This is a genomic window from Pseudopedobacter beijingensis, from assembly GCF_042678145.1.
GTDB lineage: Bacteria > Bacteroidota > Bacteroidia > Sphingobacteriales > Sphingobacteriaceae > Pseudopedobacter > Pseudopedobacter beijingensis.
In genome coordinates, this window is sequence record NZ_JBHUDG010000003.1 from 384,693 (window position 1) to 408,491 (window position 23,799).

21 protein-coding genes and 1 tRNA gene are annotated in these 23,799 nt (G+C 38.1%); 10 read left to right on the forward strand and 12 right to left on the reverse strand.

The annotated features are described in order from the left end of the window. Positions 1–79: 79 nt before the first annotated feature. The 3 genes from ACFSAH_RS03325 to murQ are packed head-to-tail and all read right to left on the reverse strand — an operon-like array spanning position 80 to position 1,910. Entirely contained in the window at positions 80–487 is a 408-nt protein-coding gene (locus ACFSAH_RS03325; protein WP_379661276.1) for an OsmC family protein, read from the reverse strand. Between the two features lie 23 nt (positions 488–510). After that, a complete protein-coding gene (locus tag ACFSAH_RS03330; protein ID WP_379661277.1) occupies positions 511–1,077 on the reverse strand; it encodes a hypothetical protein in 567 nt (188 codons plus the stop codon). Then, positions 1,065–1,910, reverse strand: a complete 846-nt coding sequence (gene murQ, locus ACFSAH_RS03335; RefSeq protein WP_379661601.1) for an N-acetylmuramic acid 6-phosphate etherase — start codon at positions 1,908–1,910, stop codon at positions 1,065–1,067. The genes ACFSAH_RS03330 and murQ overlap by 13 nt, the downstream gene beginning before the upstream one ends. A 107-nt stretch (positions 1,911–2,017) precedes the next feature. On the opposite strand from murQ, the gene ACFSAH_RS03340 reads away from it, so the two are divergent. The 4 genes from ACFSAH_RS03340 to ACFSAH_RS03355 all read left to right on the forward strand — a co-directional run bounded on the left by ACFSAH_RS03340 (position 2,018) and on the right by ACFSAH_RS03355 (position 7,017). Continuing rightward, a complete protein-coding gene (locus ACFSAH_RS03340; RefSeq protein ID WP_379661278.1) occupies positions 2,018–2,785 on the forward strand; it encodes a hypothetical protein in 768 nt (255 codons plus the stop codon). Between the two features lie 12 nt (positions 2,786–2,797). After that, entirely contained in the window at positions 2,798–3,496 is a 699-nt protein-coding gene (locus ACFSAH_RS03345) for a hypothetical protein (protein ID WP_379661279.1), read from the forward strand. A 635-nt stretch (positions 3,497–4,131) separates the two neighbouring features. Next, positions 4,132–5,691, forward strand: coding sequence for a S41 family peptidase (locus tag ACFSAH_RS03350; RefSeq protein ID WP_379661280.1), 1,560 nt, complete (start codon positions 4,132–4,134; stop codon positions 5,689–5,691). A gap of 126 nt (positions 5,692–5,817) precedes the next feature. After that, positions 5,818–7,017, forward strand: a complete 1,200-nt coding sequence (locus tag ACFSAH_RS03355) for a multidrug effflux MFS transporter (protein WP_379661281.1) — start codon at positions 5,818–5,820, stop codon at positions 7,015–7,017. Positions 7,018–7,530: 513 nt separating this feature from the next. On the opposite strand, the gene ACFSAH_RS03360 is transcribed toward ACFSAH_RS03355, so the two are convergent. The 3 genes from ACFSAH_RS03360 to ACFSAH_RS03370 form a co-directional block, all read right to left on the reverse strand. Beyond that, positions 7,531–7,604, reverse strand: a tRNA-Asp gene (locus ACFSAH_RS03360). A gap of 191 nt (positions 7,605–7,795) precedes the next feature. Further along, on the reverse strand, positions 7,796–8,806 hold the full coding sequence (locus ACFSAH_RS03365) for a Gfo/Idh/MocA family protein (RefSeq protein ID WP_379661282.1): 1,011 nt from the start codon (positions 8,804–8,806) through the stop codon (positions 7,796–7,798). 14 nt (positions 8,807–8,820) lie between these two features. After that, entirely contained in the window at positions 8,821–10,353 is a 1,533-nt protein-coding gene (locus tag ACFSAH_RS03370) for a glycoside hydrolase family 10-like protein (protein ID WP_379661283.1), read from the reverse strand. Between the two features lie 209 nt (positions 10,354–10,562). On the opposite strand from ACFSAH_RS03370, the gene ACFSAH_RS03375 reads away from it, so the two are divergent. Continuing rightward, positions 10,563–11,465: a hypothetical protein gene (locus tag ACFSAH_RS03375; RefSeq protein WP_379661284.1), complete on the forward strand. Its 903-nt coding sequence runs from the start codon at positions 10,563–10,565 to the stop codon at positions 11,463–11,465. A 61-nt stretch (positions 11,466–11,526) separates the two neighbouring features. Here ACFSAH_RS03375 and mfd read toward each other — a convergent pair whose 3' ends face one another. Continuing rightward, a complete protein-coding gene (mfd, locus tag ACFSAH_RS03380; protein WP_379661285.1) occupies positions 11,527–14,877 on the reverse strand; it encodes a transcription-repair coupling factor in 3,351 nt (1,116 codons plus the stop codon). Positions 14,878–15,112: 235 nt separating this feature from the next. Between mfd and ACFSAH_RS03385 the strand changes: the two genes are divergently transcribed. Genes ACFSAH_RS03385 through ACFSAH_RS03400 form a run of 4 tightly spaced genes read left to right on the forward strand, consistent with a single transcriptional unit; the run spans position 15,113 to position 17,565 of the window. Continuing rightward, positions 15,113–15,346 (forward strand): DUF2752 domain-containing protein, encoded by a 234-nt coding sequence (locus tag ACFSAH_RS03385; RefSeq protein ID WP_379661602.1) that lies wholly within the window; start codon positions 15,113–15,115, stop codon positions 15,344–15,346. Beyond that, on the forward strand, positions 15,339–15,689 hold the full coding sequence (locus ACFSAH_RS03390) for a TM2 domain-containing protein (RefSeq protein WP_379661286.1): 351 nt from the start codon (positions 15,339–15,341) through the stop codon (positions 15,687–15,689). Before ACFSAH_RS03385 ends, ACFSAH_RS03390 begins: the two co-directional genes overlap by 8 nt. Positions 15,690–15,718: 29 nt before the next feature. Further along, complete coding sequence (locus ACFSAH_RS03395; RefSeq protein ID WP_379661287.1) at positions 15,719–16,816, forward strand: Nif3-like dinuclear metal center hexameric protein; 1,098 nt, start codon at positions 15,719–15,721, stop codon at positions 16,814–16,816. Beyond that, positions 16,816–17,565: a zinc ribbon domain-containing protein gene (locus tag ACFSAH_RS03400; protein WP_379661288.1), complete on the forward strand. Its 750-nt coding sequence runs from the start codon at positions 16,816–16,818 to the stop codon at positions 17,563–17,565. Before ACFSAH_RS03395 ends, ACFSAH_RS03400 begins: the two co-directional genes overlap by 1 nt. A 163-nt stretch (positions 17,566–17,728) precedes the next feature. Here ACFSAH_RS03400 and bioA read toward each other — a convergent pair whose 3' ends face one another. From bioA to ACFSAH_RS03415, 3 genes are read right to left on the reverse strand one after another with little or no spacing between them, the layout of a single operon-like run. Then, entirely contained in the window at positions 17,729–19,000 is a 1,272-nt protein-coding gene (gene bioA / locus ACFSAH_RS03405) for an adenosylmethionine--8-amino-7-oxononanoate transaminase (protein WP_379661289.1), read from the reverse strand. Beyond that, the gene (gene bioB / locus ACFSAH_RS03410; protein ID WP_379661290.1) at positions 18,985–19,977 is read right to left on the reverse strand and encodes a biotin synthase BioB; all 993 of its coding nucleotides are present in this window, start codon (positions 19,975–19,977) and stop codon (positions 18,985–18,987) included. Before bioB ends, bioA begins: the two co-directional genes overlap by 16 nt. Before the next feature lie 12 nt (positions 19,978–19,989). After that, positions 19,990–20,625 carry a hypothetical protein gene (locus ACFSAH_RS03415; RefSeq protein ID WP_379661291.1) on the reverse strand — a complete coding sequence of 212 codons (636 nt, stop codon included), beginning with the start codon at positions 20,623–20,625 and terminating at the stop codon, positions 19,990–19,992. A gap of 65 nt (positions 20,626–20,690) precedes the next feature. Here ACFSAH_RS03415 and ACFSAH_RS03420 point away from each other — a divergent pair, with 65 nt between their 5' ends. Continuing rightward, positions 20,691–22,172, forward strand: coding sequence for an aminotransferase-like domain-containing protein (locus ACFSAH_RS03420; protein WP_379661292.1), 1,482 nt, complete (start codon positions 20,691–20,693; stop codon positions 22,170–22,172). Positions 22,173–22,371: 199 nt separating this feature from the next. Here ACFSAH_RS03420 and rpiB read toward each other — a convergent pair whose 3' ends face one another. Further along, positions 22,372–22,821 carry a ribose 5-phosphate isomerase B gene (gene rpiB / locus ACFSAH_RS03425; protein ID WP_379661293.1) on the reverse strand — a complete coding sequence of 150 codons (450 nt, stop codon included), beginning with the start codon at positions 22,819–22,821 and terminating at the stop codon, positions 22,372–22,374. 6 nt (positions 22,822–22,827) lie between these two features. Beyond that, positions 22,828–23,700 (reverse strand): twin-arginine translocase subunit TatC, encoded by an 873-nt coding sequence (gene tatC, locus ACFSAH_RS03430; protein ID WP_379661294.1) that lies wholly within the window; start codon positions 23,698–23,700, stop codon positions 22,828–22,830. Positions 23,701–23,799 lie beyond the last annotated feature (99 nt).

Here is a 23,799-nt window from a genome sequence, read left to right on the forward strand (position 1 = left end):
AGGGAGTATTTCCCGAAGAAACCCCGAAGCAGTATAGAAGAAGTTTAAGTAAATTTGCTTAAATTTTACTGAATTTCGCTTACCAGTTAAATTGAACTTCTTTCCTGATATCTGGGTGCAGGCTGTAAAACACCGGACAGGTCATCGCAGCATTTTCCAGGATCTTCTTATCCTTTTCGCTATAAGTTGATTGATTAGGAAAATTAAAACTCACATGAATTTCCGTTACCCTTCGTGGTTCAGTACCCATTACTTTTGTAACCTCTGCTTCTACTTCACCTAAATCAATACCATGTGTATTGGCAGCCATCCCCATAATGGTCATCATACAATTGGCCAATGAAGTAGCCAATAAGTCAGTAGGTGAAAAAGCCCCACCCTTTCCATTGTTATCTACCGGAGCATCAGTAATAATGGTCTCTCCCGATCTTAAATGAGTAGCAGTTGTTCTTAAAGAACCCAGGTATTTTACTTTTGATGTTATCATGTTTAGATCTCCTGATTTATTTTTCAATTCAAACGTCGTGTCATTAACTCCTCTACCCTTTTAAAAAACTGTAAAGGCTTTAGATTTCTCCAGGCCAATTCATCCAGTTCTCCTCCGAAATTTATATAGTAATCCAGATTCATAGATTTAAACTCATCAATAACATGTTGTCTGAAATTAACCCCTGCAATCCAGCCATCCTCTACATCCTGAAACCATTCCTCATAATAACAATCATCAGAAGCATGAAAATTCAAGATATTTTCCCCTATCAATATAAACTTATTGATCCCCTCATCCATAATAGTTTCCAGTATCTCACGCTTCAACAGCATAATATCATTGGTAATAGCATCATTCCATTCACCAATAAACTCTATAATAGCATATTGACGGTCGTAATCAACAAACAGCACCTTAATGTACAATGTATTTGACCCAAAAAAGTCCCATTGCGGATGTAACAGGTAGTTATAAACCTGTTTATCATAATAAAACTCGCTATATTCTGTTTCGTAAAATGGCGAACGCTCATCTTCCGCAGCCACGTAATCATCTCTCCATTTATAGAAAGGCTCTATTTCATGCATAACTCTGTTTTTAGCCTCCTGTAGGCATCCGCCGCTTTCCTTACACTTCCGTATTCCTTTAATAAATCAGTAGCCGTCTTCTCGTCCGCCTTAATCTCCTGCATCAACATCTTAACACCCCTATCTACCAGTTTATTATTGGTGAGTTGCATATCCACCATTTTATTTCCTTTAACATGCCCCAGCTTTATCATTACCGAGGTACTTATCATATTTAATACCAGCTTCTGAGCAGTACCTGCCTTCATTCTCGTAGATCCGGTAACAAACTCCGGTCCAACAACCACTTCTACAGGAAACTGAGCTCTCTGCGCAATAGGACTTCCCGAATTACAAACAATACACCCTGTTACCAAACCTTCGGTATTGGCGCGCTCTAGACCACCTATAACATACGGAGTATATCCCGATGCTGCTATACCTATAACCACATCATTTTGTGTGATGCCACGAGCCTTAAGGTCTTTCCATGCCTGCTGTTGGTCGTCTTCGGCAAATTCCACAGCTTTTCTTATGGCTCCATCCCCACCAGCAATAATCCCTATAACACAATTAAAATCCACACCAAATGTTGGAGGACATTCCGATGCATCTACCACCCCCAATCGTCCACTGGTACCGGCGCCAATATAAAACAATCGTCCGCCCAGTTTCATTTTTGCAACAATAGCCTCCACTAAATTCTCAATAGATTTTATTGCCATTTTTACAGCAAGTGAAACCGTAGCGTCTTCCCTGTTAATATTTTCCAACAACTCTGACACCGACATTTTCTCCAAATCGGTGTATTTTGATTCGGACTCCGTTGTTTTAACCATTTTTATTGTTGTTATTACTTTCCGCAAATATCTGAAAACATTTTTATTTTAAAGCTTTAAATACTCTCTTAATTAGCAAACACAAACTATATTTGTAATTTAAAATAAACCAATTTAAAATCATGTCCTATACATTCAAAAAAGTGTCGTATTTATTACTGGTGTCTGTTACAATATTACTGACCGGATGTAAAAGTACTACCCAAAAAATGAAAGAATTTGCAGATAGTTATAACCGCTATGCTTCTTCAATCTCAAACGATATGATTAAAGGTACAAAGGCAGAAATTACTTCTGCCAATAGTATGAAAATATGGATTTATACCTTCATCAAATCTGATGACAAAACCCAACAGGATCTTTTCAAACAAATGTACGGCCCCCTAACCAAAAGTATGTTTAATGATAACCCAAAACTTACCGAATTAATTAATAATGACGTAACTATCACTTTTGCAATATGTGGGTCAGACAATGAAAGCTTTGCAGAATTTGAAATCAATAAAACCAAACTCAATGAACTGCGAGCTCAAAAAACAGATCGGAAAGACAACCTGAAAGAATCCCAAACTCCTTCACATGGAATAATGGCAGATGCACTGAAAATTATTAATGAAGGCCTGCCTATTGAAGATAAAACTACAGGAACTAAAATATTAAAAATAGACATTACCCCCGATAACGAATTAGCGTATACCGTTGAAGCTCCTGATGATTATACTATATTATTGGCCAGCAATGAAAGCCGTGAAATACTTAGAGATGAAATATTAAGAAGCTCTACCATTAAAGCCACATTGAAAGCTATACAACAATACGGTATTAAAACAGTAAAATACATTTACGTTGACAAAGAGGGTAAAACAATGGGAGAAATTACCACCAATTAACAGTATAAAAACATGGAAGAACAAGATAACAGAACCCCTTCTATATGGAGGATACTTTTATATATCTTTTTTATAACAATGATATTGTTTAAAATGGCCAACAAATGCCAGCGTAAACAACAAAATGAGATTATAAATGCTGAAAGAGCCTCCAAACAACAACAGCTTCTCGAACAAAAACAACAAAACAGTGAATACGAGGCCAGAAAAATCTCTAACAACATATTCTATTATAGCTATGCATACGTAGACCAACTACCTGCTTACCAAAAAGAAAAGTATGGGATTGTAAAAGTCACAAAGGATTCTTTGATAAATTTTGATCTGCAAACAAAAATAAAATGTCCAAAAGATTATTATTTCCAGAAAAACTATGATGAATCACTAAAGATGGCTTTCAAATCAAAAGAAGACCTGAATATATTTATCTATGATTTCACCTCTCCCAACACACATATTGGCGACAATTTTAGAGCCACCAAAAAAGGAAAAGATCTTCAAAATGTAAAGTACGATGAGCCCATAGGAAAACTCAAAACATTATCCTATAATATTGGTTCAAGAACCAATGGTTTCGCTATAGTTTTTCAAAATGAAAATTACATCATGTTTTTTGAATTTGAGTCCGGATCTCTTTCTCCTGCTAACTTGCGGCAAAAAGGAATATCATTTATCACTAACAACTTAAAAGCAAAAACAACAACAAATTAATGCTATTAAAGAACTTGCCTAAAAAGATTCTTCCTTTTTCCCGAATCCGAAAGCCTTCGTATTAGCGTCAACGTAAGAAGAGAACCATTGTATAATTGCATTATATTGAACTTGCTTCAGGATCTGTAGACTTGAGTATAGAATGACGTTACAGCAAGAGATTACTTCGTCGTAACCTCCTCGCAATGACAAAAATCAAAGACCTTTCGAACTCAATTAAAAGCTCATTATCAGAATCTTAATTAAAACATCAATGATAGTGAGCTTGCGAGTCGAGAGGTCTGTTCCATCTCCCTTTCATCAGAGTTTTCTCCGTTGCACTACATTACAGTCGATGCTGAAAAAGGGATAAAACATAAGGAATAATGGTCGAGATCAGGTTAATTTAAAACTATCTGAACATCTCTTCCTCCAAATATCAATAGTCTATCCGCAGCAAGTTCTTTTAATCAGGATCAAGCCATTCTTAAAAGATAATTGCTGTATTTTTTTATAAAAAACAAATAGTATAAAAAATCATGTTTTAAAAGCCATAAAAACATGTTTTATCAAATTCTTGTTGTTAAATTTGTGGTCAATTTTTTATGAAATCGCACAATAAGAACATCCTTATTATTCTCGCATTTCTTTGCGTTATGATATTTAGCTTCATTTTAGGAGTTAGATACGACCAACAAATGGTTGGAGGGAATCTTATGGACTTCGATTTCGGTAAAAACAACAAGGTGAACCGGGTATTAAACCTGATCAGAAAAAACTATGTAGATTCTGTAAATGTTGACTCACTGGAGAACCTGGCCATTGGCGAAATACTAGATCATTTAGACCCACATTCTATTTACCTGCCACCTACACAAGCCAAAAAACAGTCAGAAAGTTTGGAAGGAAACTTTGAAGGAATAGGTATTGAATACTATTTACTTTCTGATACCATATTTATAACTTCAGTAAGACCCAGCGGCCCCTCTGAAAAAGCCGGCCTTTTAAAAGGCGATAAAATTATAGCCGTAAACGGAGAAGCTTTAACCGGAAAAGGACTACTGGCCTATAATCTGGTAAATAAGCTTAAAGGCAAAAGAGGAAGTGCTGTAGAGGTTTCTGTACTACGCTATGGAAGCAATACTCCCCGGAGTTTTTCTATTGTAAGAGACCAGATAACAGTAAGCAGTATTGATATTGCCTACATGATTAACCCGGAAACAGCTTTTGTTAAAATCAGCAAATTTGATGTACGGACTGAAGAAGACTTTGCCAACGAACTCAGTAAACTGGAAAAAAAGGGAATGAAAAACCTGATTCTTGATTTACGTGGAAACGGAGGCGGGTACCTAAGTGCAGCCACCGGCATGGCAGATCAGTTTTTGAGAGACAATGAACTTATTGTTTACACAAAGGGCCTGCATGAACCAAGAACGGACTACAGAGCAACTAATTACGGTATCTTCGAAAATGGTAAATTAGCTATTCTGATTGACGAACATACAGCCTCTGCTAGCGAAATTGTAGCCGGAGCCGTACAGGATTTAGACAGGGGCCATATTATTGGCAGAAGGTCTTATGGAAAAGGATTAGTTCAGGAGCAATTTGCTTTTGAGGATGGCTCTGCCATGAACCTTACCGTTGCCAGGTACTTTACCCCCTCAGGAAGGTCTATACAGAAATCATACGACAGAGGCTCTGCAGAATACAAACAGGATCTATTAAACCGTTTTAACAAAGGCGAGTTTTCTATTGAAGACACCCTGAAACAAGATTCTGACCATAAAGCATTTAAAACAAGTAAAGGCCGCGAAGTATTTTCGGGATGCGGTATTACACCCGATTATTTTATCCCGATAGACACCTCTTATCTTACGGAATTCTATAGAAAGGTCAACGAAAATAACCTTCTGCTTGAGTTTACCTACAGGTTTCTGATTAATAACAAGCAACCTGTAAAATACCGCTCTTCAGATGATTTCCAAAGGTACTTTAACGTATCTAATGACGTTATTGGTAAATTTGTATCTTTTGCAAAAGAAAAAGGAGTTGACTACAGCCCCGGTGATATTACCAGAAGCACACCCAAACTAAAAAAAGAAATCAAAGCCTTAATGGCCAGATATTATTTTAAAGAAGAAGGCTTCCATAAAGTACTCAATAGCTCAGACAGAATGGTGGGTAAAGCTCTCGAACTATTTACCGCAGCCCAATAATTCAGCACAGTTCCAAACCCCTTTCATATTTTTTAAGTAAATTTGCCCACTTATAATTTCACGGGGCATCCAGCAGGTTTTCTGCATTTTGCAAAATCTCAGCATCTCTTAGCCTCTTTTTTATGTATGAAAGATAAGAGCAAAACACAAAGATTCCTTATTCTACTTTTCTTAGGCCTCCTTACAGCAATAAGTCCATTTTCTATAGACATGTACCTTCCGGCGTTTGGGGACATGGCAGGCGACCTGAATACTTCTGTAGAAAAGATACAACTTTCGCTTACCTCCTATTTTATTGGCGTGGCCATAGGTCAAATGATATATGGACCCTTACTGGATAAATTTGGACGCAAAAAACCGCTGATTGCAGGCTTAGTCATCTACATTGCCGCCTCATTATTTTGCGCAGTTACCAATAGTGCAGATTATCTTATTTTATTCAGGCTTATACAGGCTCTGGGCGGTTGTTGTGGAATGGTAGCTTCCAGAGCAATGGTTAGAGATTATTATGATGCCAAAGAATCTGCTAAAATATTCAGTTTGCTCATGCTTGTAGTAGGTATATCACCTATCTTAGCGCCTAGCGTTGGTGCATTTGTACTCAATCATTTCGAATGGCACATCATCTTTATCATATTAACCCTTATAGGCCTCATTATTTTATTGGGAACTCTATTTATTCTTCCAGAGTCCTACCAGGGAAATGCATCGCTATCCTTAAAACCTGCTGATGTTTCCAAAAACTTTTGGTCAGTATTAAAAAATCCGGACTTTCTTAAATATTGTCTGATAGGCAGCTTCGCCTCCAGCGGATTATACGCCTATCTTGCCGGTTCCTCATTTGTTATGCAGGAATATTTTGGGTTAAGCGCATCACAATACGGTACCGCATTTGCCTTTATATCATCAGCTTTAATTATAGCTACGCAAATCAACAGATTTTTGCTAAACAGATGGTCAAGCGCCCAAATTTCTTTAGTAGCCAACTATGTTCAGGTAGCTGTATCTCTGGGCATGCTGATAGCCACTCTATCCGGCTACATTACCCTTCCTTTAATCATTGGCTGTATATTTTTTTATCTCTGCTGTCAGGGCTTTATATTCCCCAATACATCTGCATTGGCGCTAGCTCCTTTCAGAGAACTGGCAGGCAGTGCATCTGCCCTATTGGGGTGTATCCAAATGGCACTAGGTGCATTTACCTCTGCTTTGGTAAGCTATTTCCACAACAACACAGCTATACCTATGGTTGGCGTTATGTTTTTTGCAACATGTAGTGGGCTTATAGTTTATATTAGTCTTGGCAAGAATAGGAAACAAGCATAAATAAAAGAATCCCATATATTGTTATGTCAGTTTTCTGGGGCTACTACAAACTTGCTACCTGCAACTGACCACATTAGGAGTCTATTTGCTCTTTTATTAGCTGTTTCTTACCCTTTATTAACTCTTTTATCCAAGACTCACTAACCAAAAAGTATACCCAAGGTAAAGAATAAGTATAGCAAGTATACAGTAAGGGTAAAGTAAGTATATAATAAGTATATAGTAAACCGGGACTTGAGTGGGACTTAACTGGGAGTTATGTGGGACTTGAGTGGGACTTATAAATTGGAAAATACGATACTGGTTGACAGAAAAAGTACGGCTTTTACTTTTTACGTTGTTATTGACTGGAATACCTAATATAAGCAAAATATGCTGACAAAACAAGGGCTTTATCTATCCTATTCGGGAAAGTCAGATAACAAAAAAGATGGTGAAAGGAGGCGAAAAACACTTGGAGCAATATAAAGGGGTATAAACAAAAAAAGGCTAGCTTAAAAAGCTAACCTTTAGCGGTCTGGACGGGACTCGAACCCGCGACCCCATGCGTGACAGGCATGTATTCTAACCAGCTGAACTACCAGACCAATATTCTAAACTTTCAAAAGGTACTGTCTTCGAACCTGCGACCCTCCCGACATGTCGGGATAATCTAACCAGCTGAACTACCAGACCTTTTAACCCTTTCCTTGCGATTGGGAGTGCAAATATAAACATTTGTTTCTATTTGCAATAGCTTTTCTACAAGTTTAGCACAACCCTACTAATAATCAGCTAATTATTTTTCTAAAACATCTATCTGGGCTAATATTTCCTGTTGTTTTACAAAATAATCTTTGTCTTGTCTAATGGTTGCAGACACTTCATCAAACAGTCCCATATAATTGCCTAATGGCGCTTTTATAGCTTCAACCTGTTTTTCGTTATTTTCATCTATAGTCACCAACCTTCCCTCCGAACCTTCTTTTTCTATACCAAAACCTTTATCCAAAGGTTTCATTCCTGCTAAAAGCTGATCTTCCTGCACATCTGTCTTTCCCTTAGAATAAGTACCCTGAGTACCGTGTATGATATAGGCAGGCCCTTCATCTGCAACTAAAAGATTAGCCGTCAGGTATACATTTAGTCCGTTTTTATATTTTAAATGTACATTGGCATAGTCATCAACCTGCGAATCTGGACGGTTACAGCCGTAGGTTTTTATAAAATCCAGGGGCATCCCAAACAGACTGATCGCCTGATCTATAAGATGCGCTCCTAAATCGTATAAAATACCGGAACCTGGCATTGGGTTTTCTTTGAAATATTTAGGCCCTATAGCAGTCCTGTACCTATCAAATCTAAAATGTACTTCAACAATTTTCCCCAGGCGTCCACTATTTAAGACTTCGGAAACAGACAAAAAATCACTGTTAAATCTCCTGTTCTGATAAACCATTATTTTCAGGTTCTTACGATAGGCTAAAGCAAAAAGATCTTCTGCTTCTCTTCTCAAAACAGACATGGGTTTCTCTATCAACACATGTTTCCCTGCATTAAGAGCTTCTTTAGCAAGCTGGTAATGGGTAAAGTTAGGCGTATTAACAATTACAAGCTCTATAGATTCATCGGCCAGTAAATCATCTATTTCTTTCAGGTGTTTTATATTCGGATAATCCTTTATAGCCTGATCTTTGGACCGCTCTACAATACTTGTCAGTTCAAAATCGGGATGCTGCTCTATAAATGGAGCATGAAATACCTTGCCAGACATACCATACGCCAGCAACCCCGTCTTTATCGGTTTCATTATGTTTTCGTGTTTTATTTAATAGTAATAACTACTGGTATGGAATACTCACTTTCATTTTTCATACGATCTATTGCTGTTATCACATATTTATAAGTTTCTCCTTTTACCACATCCAGATCTTCCCAGGATGTAATATTTGAATAATATATATTTCTTATAGCTTCTGCCTTATCCAGATCAATATCTTCGTCTTCTTTAAATCTATAAACTACAAAACCATATACTTTTTGGTGATCTTTTGATGGCAAAGGCTGTTTCCACGACAACAGTACGCTCTTGTCTGTTTGCAGTGCCAACAGGTTCTGCGGATTGTAAGGCGCTATAGAGTCTATCCACAACATTACGGGTGGTAAAGCAGGATATTTATAATAATGATTACTCAACGAATCTGCTACACCCAGCTTGTTAGTGGTTAAAGATTTAGAGCTAAAGTAAATACTGCCCTGTACTCTTGGATTTTTACGGTTGTATTCTATCTGATCCGGAATTTGACGGGGATCTCTCCATGCATAATCCCGGGCATCATTAATACGGTATGCACCATGCCCAATATACAGGTGTTTACCATATGCATTTTCTGACCACCAATCTACCAGTTTAGCATAAGGTGCCGGGGCAGAAGCAAAGGACCAATAAATCTGGGGATTTATATAGTCTATCCATCCTTCTTTTACCCATTTTCTGGAATCGGCATATAAGCCATGGAAAGAATCGCCTCCACTTGTTTCCGATCCTTCTAGGCTTTGTCTTTTATTTTGCCAGATACCAAAAGGGCTGATACCAAATTTCACATATTCTTTATGGTTCTTGATACTATCGGCAACCATTTTAATTAACTCATCTACATTATACCTACGCCAGTCGGCCAAAGAAAGATTATTGGGGTTATACTTAGCAAAGGCCGCTGCATCGTTAATTACCTGTCCTTTGATAGCATAGGGATAAAAATAATCATCAAAATGTACGCCGTCTATATCGTAGTTTTCAACTACATTCAGGATAACTTTTGTAATGTATTCCCGCACTTCGGGTATTCCCGGATTAAATAGCTTTTTGCCTCCGTAAGAGAAGAACCAACTGGGTTTCTTTTTGGTAATATGACTTTCGTGTATAGCACTGGTTGCGTCAAATGTAGCTCTGTACGGGTTAAACCAGGCATGTAACTCCATTCCTCTTTTATGGCATTCGGCAATTGCAAATTCCAAAGGATCGTAAAAAGGTTGTGGTTTTTGCCCCTGAACTCCGGTTAACCATTGCGACCAGGGCTCTTCTGATTTGGCATACAATGCATCTGCCGCAGGCCTGATCTGGAACATAACTGCATTTATTCCCTGTTTCTGATGCTGATCCAGAATAGCTATCAAATCCTGCTTTTGTTGTTGCGCATCTCTCACCGTTTTGGAGGGCCAATCTATATTGGCTACGGTAGCAATCCATACGCCTCTGAATTCTCTTTTTGGGTTTTCTGTTTGTGCATTGCTTCTTAAAGTGCTATAAAAAAACAACACTATAAAAAGGATTAGACACCTGCTTGTATTTTTCATTAAAATCTATTCTTCGTCTTTAAAGGATGTAAAGATAAACAAACAATGAGAACGTGGAAAAGCAATCATCATTGCAATTACTTTTAGGATATTACTTTTTATTCTGCCTCTTATTCAAACGTTTTTTTTATTTTCGCCACTTATGTAACCAAATGGAATAATTTTTGTAGCTAAATGCTTTAAACTGAACAACCGCACAAATTTTTAACATGGAAACCAAAGAGCAAAAAAAGAAAGATACGAGTAAAATTTATTTCCTGATAGCCGTTATTGTGGCTTTATTGGGAACCAATGCCTATTTGTTCTTTCAAAAAAACAAATCAGATAAAAGAATTGTAACTGTAAGCGAGGAAAGAACTGCTTTACAGGCTGAACTTGAAAAGCTTGAGCTTGAACTGGAACAAGCCAATACTACTACCATACATCTTTCTGATGATTTAAAGGCTAAAGAAGAGGAACTAAAGGCTAAAATAGCGCAGCTTAGGGTTGCACTTAACAAAGGTCAGCTTACAGCCCGCGAACTGGAAAAGGCCAAAGAAGATGTTACACAACTTAGGTATTTCGTCACGAAGTACACCAAAGACATAGAGACTTTGGAACAAAAGAATGCTGTGCTCACGTCTGAAAGAGACAGTTTACGTAGTCAGGTAGACAACGTAAGCAGAGTGGCTCAAAATCTTTCTAAGGCAAATGACTCGCTGAATGTTAAAGTACGAGAAGGCGCTGCTTTAAAAACCAGCTCTATAGAGATTGCCAGCTTTAAGGTAAAATCTAACGGAAAAGAGACACAGGTAACAAGGGCAAATACGGCACAAAAGATAAAGGTTGCCTTTACCATTAACCCTAACCCTATTGCCACAAAGGGAATGCATGATATTTATATGCGAATTATAGATCCGGCCGGAAATTTAATCATTGGAGAAGGCGGTATATTTAACGCAAACAATCAGGAGTTCCAGTACACTTATAAAACTGCAGTAGAATATAACGGAGAAACAAAATCTTATATTCTAGACTGGACCAACCGGGTTCCTTTTGAATCTGGTACTTATAGCGTAATATTATACGCTGATGGCGCTACCATGGGCAGAGGTTCTTTTAGCCTGAAATAGAAGAAATAATTTTGATATAAAGTGAGAGAGCCGAAACATATGTTTCGGCTCTCTTGCTTTATTATATTACCACAGGGTCTTTCATCTGTTCTAATGCCCAGATGGCTTCATCAATATTATTCACATCTTCCACAGCTATCCTTAAGGTATTTTTCACTTCTTTCAGATTTACCTTTCTGGGGTTTTGTTGGGCAAACTGTAGAATATTTCCAAACATTTCTGATTCAAAATACTTAGACTGTTTGTCTGAAACAAAGTACCCTCGCAGAATTCCTTTTTTCCAACTGATTTTTTCCAGACCAATTTCTTTCCCCAGCCATTGCAGCTCTACCGTTCTCAACAAATCTTTAACCTGTCCTGGTAAAGGCCCAAACCTGTCCTGTAATTTTCTCGAGAAGTCTTTCAGAGCGCCCTTGTCTTCTATTTTGGAAAGCTCTGTATACAGATTATAACGCTCCTGAATACTGGTTACATATTCGTCAGGAATAAGCAATTCCATATCTGTTTCTATCTGAGTAGAGCTTACAAAAGGTTTTGGCTTTTCGTCTTTAAATAGTTCTTTAAATTCTTCGTCTTTAAGTTCATGAATGGCTTCGTCCAAAATCTTGTGATACATATCAAAACCAATCTCAGCAATAAAACCACTTTGTTCGGCACCTAATAAATTGCCACTTCCCCTGATATCTAAATCACGCATCGCAACATTAAATCCACTACCTAAATCAGAGAATTCTTCAATAGCACTTAAACGTTTTCTGGCTTCGGGGGTTAAAGTTGATAATGGCGGACTCAATAAATAACAGAATGCTTTTTTATTGGAACGACCAACTCTTCCACGCATCTGGTGAAGGTCGCTCAGTCCAAACATGTGGGCATGATTGATAAGAATGGTATTGGCATTAGGCACATCTAAACCAGCTTCTATAATAGTTGTAGCAACCAGAACATCATATTTACCATCAATAAAATCCAGCATAATATCTTCCAGCTTATCTCCCTCCAACTGCCCATGGGCAATGGCTATTCTTGCCTTCGGTACTAATTTCTGTATTAACCCTCCTAACTGGCGTAGGTCTGCTACTCTATTATGGATAAAAAACACCTGTCCTTCTCTTTCCAACTCAAACTCAACCGCTTCTTTAATTAACGATTCATTAAAAACATGAAGTTCTGTTGATACAGGCTGTCTGTTTGGTGGAGGGGTTTGTATAATAGACAAGTCCCTGGCGCCCATTAAAGAGAAATGCAATGTACGCGGAATAGGCGTAGCAGTTAGGGTAAGTGTATCTACATTGGCCCTCATCTGCTTCAATTTTTCTTTCACGGTCACGCCAAACTTCTGCTCTTCATCTATAATCAGCAAGCCCAGATCTTTAAACTTAACTTCTTTCCCCACCAGTTTATGGGTACCTATCAGTATATCTACCTTTCCCTGTCTTAATGCTTCTAAACTATCTTTTACCTGTTTACTTGTTTTAAACCTGTTTATATAGTCTATATTTACAGGAAAACCCTGCAACCGCTCTGTAAATGTTTTATAATGCTGCATGGCCAGAATGGTGGTTGGCACCAAAATAGCCACCTGTTTGCCATCTGTTGCTGCTTTAAATGCAGCCCTGATAGCTACTTCGGTTTTTCCAAAGCCAACATCTCCACACACCAGCCTATCCATCGGATGCGGAGATTCCATATCTTTTTTTACATCTGCCGTAGCTTTTTCCTGATCGGGTGTATCTTCATAAATGAAAGATGCTTCCAGCTCATTTTGCAGATAGGTATCTGGCGAAAAAGCCATCCCTTCCTGTGCCTTTCTGGTAGCATAAAGCTTAATCAGGTCACGGGCTATATCTTTAACTTTTTTTTTAGTCGTCTTTTTTAATCTATCCCAGGCTTCGGTACCCAGCTTATTCATTTTAGGGATATGACCATCTTTGCCCGAATATTTTGAGATCCGGTTCAGGGAATTGATATTAACGTACAGCAAATCGTTATCGGCATAAATCAGCCTGATCATTTCCTGTTCTTTACCGTTCACCTCCACTTTTTCCAGACCACCGTATTTTCCAACCCCATGATCTATATGCGTAATATAATCGCCCGGTTTTAAATCCCGTAATTCTTTTAGTGTAATGGCCTGCGACTTCGCATATCCTCGTCTTAACTTATACTTATAGTAACGATCAAATATCTGATGGTCTGTATAACAAGCTATTTTTTGATCATAATCTACAAATCCTTCCCTGATAGAGGTATTTAAGGGAGTAAACTTTAACTTCTTATCCAGATCAGAAAGTATAGAAAATATACGCTCTTGTTGTTTAGGTGAATCTGTAAGAATATAGTTTTCTATATTGGATTTTTCGTTCTCATGCAGATTATGCACCAACAGGCTAAAATCTTTATTGAAAGAGGGCTGAGGTTTAGAGTCAAAAGATATAGTTGATGTAGGCGTATAAAAAAACTGTTTTCCAAATTCAATCACCGGAAAATCATTCATGTGTTCCGCAAACAGCCGTTCGTCAATAAACGTAAATTTAGGATCTAACCATTCGGGATTCTTTTCCTTATCTGCTACCGGCAAGGCTTTCCACAGTTCATTCGCTTTCTTATATCCCGATTTAATCACATCTACTGTAAATTGTACGTCTTTAAACCAAACCAAGGCGTCTCTATCTATAAATTCCAATAAAGAAACGTTACTCTCGGTAAGAAATTTAGACTGCACATTAGGCACAATGGTTACTGAACGAACTTGCTCATCTGAAAGCTGACTTTCTATTTCGAAAGTTCGGATAGATTCTATATGGTCTCCAAAAAACTCAATTCTATAAGGTAGGTCATGCGAGAATGAAAAAATATCGACAATACCTCCCCTGACAGAAAACTGCCCTGGCTCGTAAACAAAGTCGGTTCTTTCAAAATCGTATTCAACTAAAAACTCGTTGATAAAATCAATACTAAGTTTATTATTTACTGTAATTTCAAGGGTGTTTTTTTCTAAAGCAGCTCTGTTGATTACCTTTTCTGCTAAAGCCTCGGGATAGGTGACTATTAAACGCCCATATTCTGAATGATGATTAAGCTCGCTCAAAACCTCGGCTCTTAATAACACATTCGCAGAATCAACTTGTGTAAAATCGGCAGACTTCCTAAAAGATGAAGGAAAAAGCAATACTTCTTTTTCTGTCAGATTTTCTAAATCGGCCGAAAAGAAATTTGCTTCCTCTCTGTCCGGAAGTACAAAAATAAAGTTTCTATGGTTAATAAAATAAGTCGCTGACGCTACAAATGCATCCTGAGAACCTATTAGTCCTTTTAAATGCACTCTTGGTTTTGCCCCATTAAGCTCTTTTGACAAACCGGTTATACGCTCGTCTTCTTTGTATCTTTTTAAAATATCCTTAATATTCACAACGTTATCCTCTTTACAAATATAGCCAAACCTGTTTAAACTGTAAGAAATGACTATAATTATCTAAAACATAAAGGGACAAACAAACGTTCTTTTCTTTTGTATAGTTATTTTAGCAGAATGCTTAACCTGCATATTTTTATCGATGAAAAATTATCCAATTACTCTAAAAACACTGAAAAACATCCCATTAGAGCTTCTTTTTTTCTCGGGAGCGATGCTATTGCTTTATTTTATGAAGGTTACCGAGGAACATATATCTTTATGTCCTATTCACCAGCTGGGGTTTAGTTTTTGTCCGGGCTGCGGGCTGGGGCGCTCTATTCATTACCTTATGCATGGCCAATGGAGTTTATCATGGAAAATGCATCCTCTTGGTTTTTTTGCATTTTTTGTAATAATTTCCAGAATCTGCACTCTAACAAAGAAAACGTTCTTACAAACTAAATTTAAGACTAACCATGGATAGTAATTTCTTCTATTTAAGCAATGTTACTGACCAGGAACTTTTTTTCCTGAAAGAGATCACTAAGAATATGAATGAGGAACAAAGAAAAACTTTTTCTGTTATTTATGATGGAAAAAGACGAGATCCTCAGCATCTGTTACTGTTTACTTTGCTGGGCTTCTTTGGAGCTGCAGGTATTCAACGTTTTTTGACCAACCAGATTGCTCTTGGTATACTTTATTTCTTTACTGTAGGTCTTTGTTTTATAGGAACCATTGTTGATTTGATTAACTACAAAAGCATGGCCAATGAGTATAATTACAAAATGGCGATGGAAAGTGCCAGAATTTTGTCTCTTGGATAAATCTGACCGTACTTCTGTATCTTTGTTAAATGAAAATAAAAGACCTGACCGGTTATCTTGAAGAAATTGCTCCTTTGGCTTATCAGGAATCATATGATAATGCCGGGTTAATTGTGGGCGACCCTAACAGAGAAATCAGCAATGCTCTTATTTGTTTAGATTGTACAGAAGCTGTTGTTGACGAGGCTATAGAAAACCAATTCGACATCATCATTGCTCACCATCCCATTGTATTTAAGGGTTTAAAGAAACTAAATGGCAAAAATTATGTAGAACGTGTGGTCATCAAAGCCATTAAGCATGATATTGCCATTTATGCTATACATACCAATTTAGACCATGTACATGTTGGGGTAAGCAAAAGAATTTGCGACAGGCTAAGTCTGATAAATACCAGGGTTTTGGCTCCAAAAACAGGGCTACTAAAAAAACTGGTGACTTTTGTTCCTAACGAACATAAGGAACAAGTTAAACAGGCTTTGTTTACTGCCGGTGCAGGACAGATAGGCGACTATGAAGAGTGTAGCTACGAAACCAATGGTTTAGGAAACTTCAAGGCTAAAGATGGAGCTTCTCCTTATGTTGGCAATATTGGCACAAGACATACCGAGGAGGAAAAACGTATTGAAGTCATTTTCCCTTCTTATTTAGAGAGAAAACTGGTTAACACGCTTATAAATTCTCATCCATACGAGGAACCTGCTTTTGATATTTATGCATTGGGAAATGCTTTTTCTGAAGTTGGTGCAGGTATGGTTGGCGAATTACCGCAGGAAATGGATGCCCTTGAATTTTTACATAGTCTGAAACAAAAGATGAATGCACAGGTCATCAGACACACCCCTCTATTGGAAAAACCTATTAGAAAAGTTGCTGTCTGTGGAGGTGCTGGAAGCTTTTTGTTGAAAGACGCTATCCGTGCAGGAGCAGACGTTTACGTCTCTGCCGATTTTAAATACCATGAGTTTTTTGATGCGGAAGACAAAATCGTGATTGCAGATATTGGACATTTTGAAAGTGAACAATTTACGCAACATTTACTATTGGAAATAATTCAAAAAAAATTTCCTAAATTTGCACTCCGTTTAACTGTACAGAATACGAACCCAATAAAATATTTGTCCTAATGGAACAAACCGTAGAACAAAAGCTTGAAGCTTTATACGAACTGCAAACAATTCACACAAAGATTGACAAGATCCGTCAAACCAGAGGAGAGCTTCCGATGGAAGTTGCTGATTTAGAAGATGAGGTGGCTGGCCTTGAAACTCGTATACAAAAAATCAAAAACGAACTGGACGATTTAGAAGACGCCATCGTTACCAGAAAAAACATGATCAAAGACTCACAGGCTTTGATTAAAAAATACGAAGGTCAGCAAGATAATGTAAAAAACAATCGCGAATTTGATGCACTGGCAAAAGAGATTGAGATACAAGGTCTTGAAATTCAGGTTTGCGAGAAAAAGATAAGAGAGCACGAATATGAAATCAAAACAAAGACTGAGATATTCGAGAAAGCTTCTCAAAACTTAGAGGAAAGAAAAGGTGACCTTTCTGCTAAAAAAGTAGAATTGGAAACCATTACTTCTGAAACTCAAAAAGAAGAAGAGGTTTTATTAAACGACGCAGAAAAATACAACAGCAAAATTGAAGAGAGATTGCTAACTGCTTACAACCGTTTAAGAAAAAACTACAAGAATGGTTTGGCTGTAGTAACCATTGAAAGAGATTCTTGCTCTGGTTGTTTCAACAAGATTCCACCTCAAAGACAATCAGATATCCGTCAACGTAAAAAAATCATCGTTTGCGAGCATTGCGGACGTATCTTAGTGGACGAAACTATGTCTGAAGACATTAAAGCACAAATAGGATAAGAAATCCTTAAAACATACAAAAGAAGGTGTCTAAAAAGAGAGATTTCTCTGTCAGGCTGAGGCACTCGAAGCCCTTTATGTCCCATTGCAGGGACACTTCGACAAACTCAGTGTGACAGCGTTAATGCTTTTTAGATACCCTCTTTTTTTATAAACCTGATACTCACTCCTGTATTTCCAGTGCATCTAAAATACACTCATAAATATATTCCAGATCTTTTTGCGAAACACAATACGGAGGCACCAAATAAATAATATTCCCTAAGGGACGCATTAAAACACCTCGTTCCAAAAAGAAAGGATATAGCGCATCATGGATATCACTAAAATAAGAAGTTTCTGCTGCTATTTTCCATTCCAAAGCAAGAATAGTCCCCTGCTGTCTGACATCTTTTATCTTCGGGTGTTTTTTCAAAATGATACTAAACCCCTGATGTTGTCTGCAAATTCTCTGAATATTGCTTTGGGTTTCTTCCTGTAACAATAAATCCATACTAGCTAAAGCTGCTGCACAAGCTAAAGGACTACCAGTAAACGAATGGCCATGAAAAAGAGCTTTGGTTTTATCATCAGCATAAAAAGCATCGTAAATTTCTTGAGTGCAGGTGGTTACACCTAATGGCATGGTCCCTCCTGTAAGTCCTTTGGAAAAGCACATGACATCCGCCTGTTCAGACAAATGGTTGGCAGCAAACAGTTTTCCGGTACGCCCAAAACCTACAAAAATTTCATCCTGTATCAACAAAATCCCTTTTGATCTACAAAACTTCATCAACTCAGATAAATCATCTGCCTCATGCATCAACATCCCACCTGCACCTTGCACCAAAGGTTCGTATATGAAACAGGCAATTTCATCTGTATGCTGTTCAACAATAGCTTTTATATCAGGAAGATTATATTTTGTAGGTACATCAATAAACAGCACATCGAATAGAAGTTCTCCAAATGATGCTGTCCATAGTCCCCGACCGCTAACAGACATAGCGCCAAAAGTATCTCCATGATAACCATTACGGAAAGCTAAAACCTTATTCTTCTTACCTCCCTTATTGTAGCCATACTGCACACATATTTTTAAAGCGACCTCCACTGCGGTAGAACCATTATCTGTATAAAAAACCTTTTGCTGGTTTTGTGGTAGCAGCTTCAACAACCTCTCCGAAAGTTCTATGGCGACTGGGTGGGTAAATCCGGCAAATATCACCTGCTCTAAGGTGTTTAATTGTTCAGACACCTTCTGAGCAATGTAGGGATGAGCATGGCCATGTAAAGTAACCCACCAGGACGACACGGCATCAATGTAACGTTTGCCGTTGGCATCAAAAATATACGCCCCTTCGCCCCTGACAATAGGAATGTGTTTCGCAGTTTTCATCTGGGTATAAGGATGCCAGTTTACCTTTTTGTCCCTTGCTATCAGTTCATGCTGCATGCGGCTTCTTTTTCTTTCACCATCGGCTTTAATCCCAGGTTTTTCAGCATTTGCATATCCTCAGACACTCCCGGATTGGGAGTAACCAATAAAGTCTGCCGTTCTCCGGTAAAAATAGAATTGGCTCCTGCCATAAAACACCAGGCCTGTTCTGTCTCGCTCATTTCAATACGTCCGGCACTTAACCGAACCATAGATGCAGGCATAACAATACGGGCTGTAGCAATCATCCGAACCATATCCCAAACATCTACCTTCGGGTTGTTTTCTAAAGGTGTCCCCTTCACCCTTGCCAATGCATTTATAGGAACCGATTCCGGATGTTTTTCCATATTGGCCAAAGTGCGTAACATAGAAATCCGATCCTCATTGGTTTCTCCCAAACCAATAATTCCACCCGAGCAAACCGTAATCCCTGCTTTCCTTACATGATTAATTGTGTTGATCCGATTATCGAATTTTCTGGTAGAAATAATTTCATCATAATACTCTTCTGAAGTATCCAGATTATGGTTATAAGCATACAAACCCGCCTCTTGCAAACGCTGCGCCTGACTTTCGGTAAGCATCCCCAGGGTACAGCAAACCTCCAGTCCTAAATCATTCACCCCTTTTACCATATCAATAATCCGGTCAAAATCACTATTATCACGGACTTCTCTCCATGCAGCCGCCATACAAAAACGTGACGAGCCACTGTCTTTTGCTTTTTGCGCATGAGCAATTACAGTTGCTGTAGGCAATAAAGCCTGAACCTTAATATCTGTATGGTACCTGGCCGCCTGTCCACAATACGAACAGTCTTCGGGACAACCACCTGTTTTCACAGATAAAAGCGTAGAAATCTGAACCTCATCTGCTTTATGCCATTTCCTATGCACAGTAGCTGCCTCATAAATCAGTTCCATTAAGGGTTTATTATATAGCAACAAAAGCTCTTCTTTTGTCCAATCGTGACGTAATGTATTATCTTCCATGTGTATCTTATATTAAATTGTATGTTCAATGGTTTTGTCTACTAAAGCCAGTACCTCTTTTGAAATGGCAGCAAACCATTGTTCAAATAAATCTTGTTCTATTGCCTGCATAGCCTGTGCATGCTGTTCCCAATCGGGGCGAAATTTTTCGAGCTGAGCGATCATTTCTTCCAGATGCCCTTCTTCTTCCAGAATAATGGACTTCACCATAACTTTAGCGTTATTTTTAGTCAGCACTTCCTGATATTTAGGATAAAGTTCATCGGCTCTAACTTCTATTGCATAGGTTACAAAAAGGTACGAAGCATATTTTAAATCGTTACCACTTACGTTAAAATGTGTTTTCAAATAACGGCTGCATAAAACATCTAAAGTATGCAGATACTGCCGGGTATGAATTTTACCCAACAGATCATCCAAACAGTAATACTTACAACTGTTTGGCGCTACCTTCTCTATCTGCTTTTTTAAATAATAGGCATGCCTGTGCTCTTCTGCAGCATGTTTTAACTGGATAATATCCGTGGTGTAGGGATGCTCGCATGCCGAAATCTTTCTGGCGCCCATGTTTTCCATAAAGGACAACGTATTCAACCAACGGGCATGGAGCTGAGGGCTTTCTACAATTTGTTGAAGAATAGCAATCATGATTTTTCAATTTTGATCAAAAGTATTACCTTTCCGGATGGTTTATTTATGCCAGTTTTTATCTTATGACTAGTCCGGCTGAGATTCCGTTTAAAAGTTTTATACAAATTGATCGTAAAGCAGAAATCCCTGTATTTATACAGATTGCCAATCAGCTTATTTATGCTATTCAACGAAATTTACTTCTACCAGCTACAAAATTGCCAGGAACACGCATTTTAAGCGATTTGCTCCACGTACACAGAAACACCATCACAGCAGTGTACAATGAATTATATGCGCAGGGCTGGGTGGAAATCAAGCCTAATCAGGGAACTTTTGTTAGTGCTGAACTCCCTCAGCATGAAAATCAACAAAAAACAGTATTAACCAACCATTACCCTTCACAAACAGGTTTCCCCTTCAGAAGATCTAATTTACTGGACAACCCATTTGAAATTACCCGTTGCGACTATGTGCTGAATGATGGTGTACCGGATGTCCGGCTGACTCAGGTAGACGACATTGCCCGGTTTTACAGTGCAAACATGAGGAGAAGCAGCAACCGTAAAAAAATGGGGTATTACAATCAGGATGGAAGTGAATATTTTAAATCGCAACTGGCTCATTACCTCAATTTATCTCGTGGACTACCTATATCTACCAACAATTTGTTAATTACCAGAAGCTCGGAAATGAGCTTATTTATTATTTCAGAGATTTTGCTGTCGGCAGAAGATACGGTTGTGGTTGGTGAATTGAGTTATTTTTCTGCTAATATGATTTTTCAAAAATCAGGCGCAGCCATCAAAACAGTTCCTGTAGACCATGAAGGTATAGATACCTATGCCCTGAAAGCACTTTGCGAAAAACAGAAGATCAGGATGGTGTATGTCACTCCTCATCATCATTACCCCACTACCGTTAGCCTGAGCGTACAAAGACGAATGGAGCTTTTGCAACTGGCTAATCAATATGGCTTTGTGATTGTGGAGGACGATTATGATTACGATTTCAGATACGATAAGCAGCCACTTTTACCTCTGGCTACCGCAGATACCGGCGGAATGGTTATTTATGTAGGCTCTTTTGGAAAATCGTTACTTCCGGGGTTTAGAACAGGTTTTATTGTTGCTCCTGACAATCTGATGCGAGAAATGCGTAAATATTTAGGAATTATTGACCGTCAGGGTGATATTTTAATGGAGCAGGCCTTAGGTGAAATGATAGAAGACGGAGTCATTCATCGGCACTTGAAAAAATCTTTGAAGATATATCGGGAGAGACGAGAGCTAATGACTGACTTACTGACTGAAAACCTAGGAGAATATCTGCAATTTGAAAAACCTGCTGGTGGACTGGCCTTTTGGTTAACCTGGAAGAAGCCTATGAATTTATTAAAATTGAGTCAACAGTGTGCAAAATCCAATCTTTTTATACCTAAAACTATACTTTATCAAACACACCACCTTACCGGGATGAGATTAGGCTTTGGAAGCATGAATGACTCGGAAATGAAAGCCAGTACAGGAATATTAAAAATGGCTTGTAAGGAATTTAATCTCTAATCAGGATGCAGACAATCCATTGCTGATGGTTTATAATTTAATAGTTCATCGTTTCCCATTCATCATTAATCGGTTGCTCATTCAGAGCTCATAGTTAATCATTCATTGCTCATTCGTCCATCATTAATTAATTCCGAAAAACAAAAAAGGTCAGAATTTCACAATTCCAACCTTTCTCTATATTGTAAACATTATGGTTCTAACAGCTACAAGCAATTTTACCTACTCTGTTAGCATGTCTGCCGCCCTCAAAAGGTGTAGTTAAAAATGCATCCACAATTTCCATAGCTGTTTCCTGTGGAATAAAACGCTCCGGAATGCATACAATATTGGCATTGTTATGTGATTTTGCCAATACAGCCAATTCTTTTTCCCAACAGATAGCCGCTCTAATTCCCTGATGCTTATTTGCTGTAATAGCAACGCCGTTTGCACTTCCGCAAATCAAAATCCCTAAATCAAACTCTCCGTTTTCAACCGCCGAAGCTACAGGGTGTGCAAAATCCGGATAATCTACCGAATCAGGAGAATGCGTACCAAAATCTTTCACTTCTGCTATAATTTCCTTTCCCTGAAGATACGGAATCAGCAGTTGTTTATAATCAAATCCTGCGTGGTCCGAGCCTATCGCTATTTTTAATTTATCCATAACCAATTAATTTGAATATTCTTCTTGTTCCTCTTTCTGTTTGTTTTTGTATACCCGCTTAGACACTCCAATACTTAGCTCGTAGAGTAAGAAAAGTGGAAAACTTACCGTCAGCATGGTTAATATATCCGGTGTAGGCGTTACAATAGCCGCAATAACCAAAATGATGATAATGGCGTATCTCCTTTTCTCTCTCATAAACTCCGGTGTCATAATGCCTAATCTCGAAAGTATATAAATCACAATAGGCAGTTCAAAAACCACACCAGTCCCCAAGGTTAAAGTCGCCACCGTTGACAAATACGAATCAACTGTGATGGTGTTTTCTATAATAGGAGATACGGTATAATTAGACAAAAAGTTTACCGACAATGGAGCTACCAAAAAATATCCAAAAGAAATTCCGCAGGCAAATAGTAGAGATGCATAAAATACAAATCCACTTGCCGACTTTCTTTCGTTATCATGTAAAGCTGGCTTAACAAAACGCCATATTTCCCATAATAAATAAGGGAATCCCAATACTACACCAGCCAGTAAAGACGAGTTCAACTGTAATGTAAACTGTCCGGCCAACTCTGTATTAATAATTTTCCCCGGTATTTCTGTAATACAGAATTCTGGTCCCATATCAAATCTCTCACCTATTGCACACATCAGCCTATAGGTCAAAAAATTGGGATTCTTAGGCCCCATAATGACGGTATCAAAAATAAAATCGTAGAAAACGAAGGCTAATACGGTAGCTGCCATCACGGCAACAGCGGAACGAATCAAATGCCATCTCAATACTTCCAGATGATCAAAGAAAGACATTTCTGCCTCCAGAGTCTTTCCTTTTTCTTTAATGGCCTCTACAAGGCTCTTTTTTTCTTTCATTTATTAAACTGCTCTCTATGTGAGTTACTAAGGCTACAAAAGTACAGAAGTCTGTGTAAACAAAAATACCATTCTGTTTAAATAGAATGGTATTTTATA

Bases quoted from the DNA above. Each gene is read 5' to 3' on its own strand.
- bioA (WP_379661289.1), bottom strand. From the start codon at position 19,000: ATGCAGCATGAACTGATAGCAAGGGACAAAAAGGTAAACTGGCATCCT.
- ACFSAH_RS03345 (WP_379661279.1), top strand. From the start codon at position 2,798: ATGGAAGAACAAGATAACAGAACCCCTTCTATATGGAGGATACTTTTA.
- ACFSAH_RS03340 (WP_379661278.1), top strand. From the start codon at position 2,018: ATGTCCTATACATTCAAAAAAGTGTCGTATTTATTACTGGTGTCTGTT.
- ACFSAH_RS03355 (WP_379661281.1), top strand. From the start codon at position 5,818: ATGAAAGATAAGAGCAAAACACAAAGATTCCTTATTCTACTTTTCTTA.
- ACFSAH_RS03375 (WP_379661284.1), top strand. From the start codon at position 10,563: ATGGAAACCAAAGAGCAAAAAAAGAAAGATACGAGTAAAATTTATTTC.
- ACFSAH_RS03350 (WP_379661280.1), top strand. From the start codon at position 4,132: ATGATATTTAGCTTCATTTTAGGAGTTAGATACGACCAACAAATGGTT.
- ACFSAH_RS03325 (WP_379661276.1), bottom strand. From the start codon at position 487: ATGATAACATCAAAAGTAAAATACCTGGGTTCTTTAAGAACAACTGCT.
- ACFSAH_RS03370 (WP_379661283.1), bottom strand. From the start codon at position 10,353: ATGAAAAATACAAGCAGGTGTCTAATCCTTTTTATAGTGTTGTTTTTT.
- bioB (WP_379661290.1), bottom strand. From the start codon at position 19,977: ATGGAAGATAATACATTACGTCACGATTGGACAAAAGAAGAGCTTTTG.
- ACFSAH_RS03390 (WP_379661286.1), top strand. From the start codon at position 15,339: ATGGATAGTAATTTCTTCTATTTAAGCAATGTTACTGACCAGGAACTT.
- ACFSAH_RS03330 (WP_379661277.1), bottom strand. From the start codon at position 1,077: ATGCATGAAATAGAGCCTTTCTATAAATGGAGAGATGATTACGTGGCT.
- ACFSAH_RS03400 (WP_379661288.1), top strand. From the start codon at position 16,816: ATGGAACAAACCGTAGAACAAAAGCTTGAAGCTTTATACGAACTGCAA.
- ACFSAH_RS03365 (WP_379661282.1), bottom strand. From the start codon at position 8,806: ATGAAACCGATAAAGACGGGGTTGCTGGCGTATGGTATGTCTGGCAAG.
- ACFSAH_RS03420 (WP_379661292.1), top strand. From the start codon at position 20,691: ATGACTAGTCCGGCTGAGATTCCGTTTAAAAGTTTTATACAAATTGAT.
- ACFSAH_RS03395 (WP_379661287.1), top strand. From the start codon at position 15,719: ATGAAAATAAAAGACCTGACCGGTTATCTTGAAGAAATTGCTCCTTTG.
- rpiB (WP_379661293.1), bottom strand. From the start codon at position 22,821: ATGGATAAATTAAAAATAGCGATAGGCTCGGACCACGCAGGATTTGAT.
- tatC (WP_379661294.1), bottom strand. From the start codon at position 23,700: ATGAAAGAAAAAAAGAGCCTTGTAGAGGCCATTAAAGAAAAAGGAAAG.
- ACFSAH_RS03385 (WP_379661602.1), top strand. From the start codon at position 15,113: ATGAAGGTTACCGAGGAACATATATCTTTATGTCCTATTCACCAGCTG.
- ACFSAH_RS03415 (WP_379661291.1), bottom strand. From the start codon at position 20,625: ATGATTGCTATTCTTCAACAAATTGTAGAAAGCCCTCAGCTCCATGCC.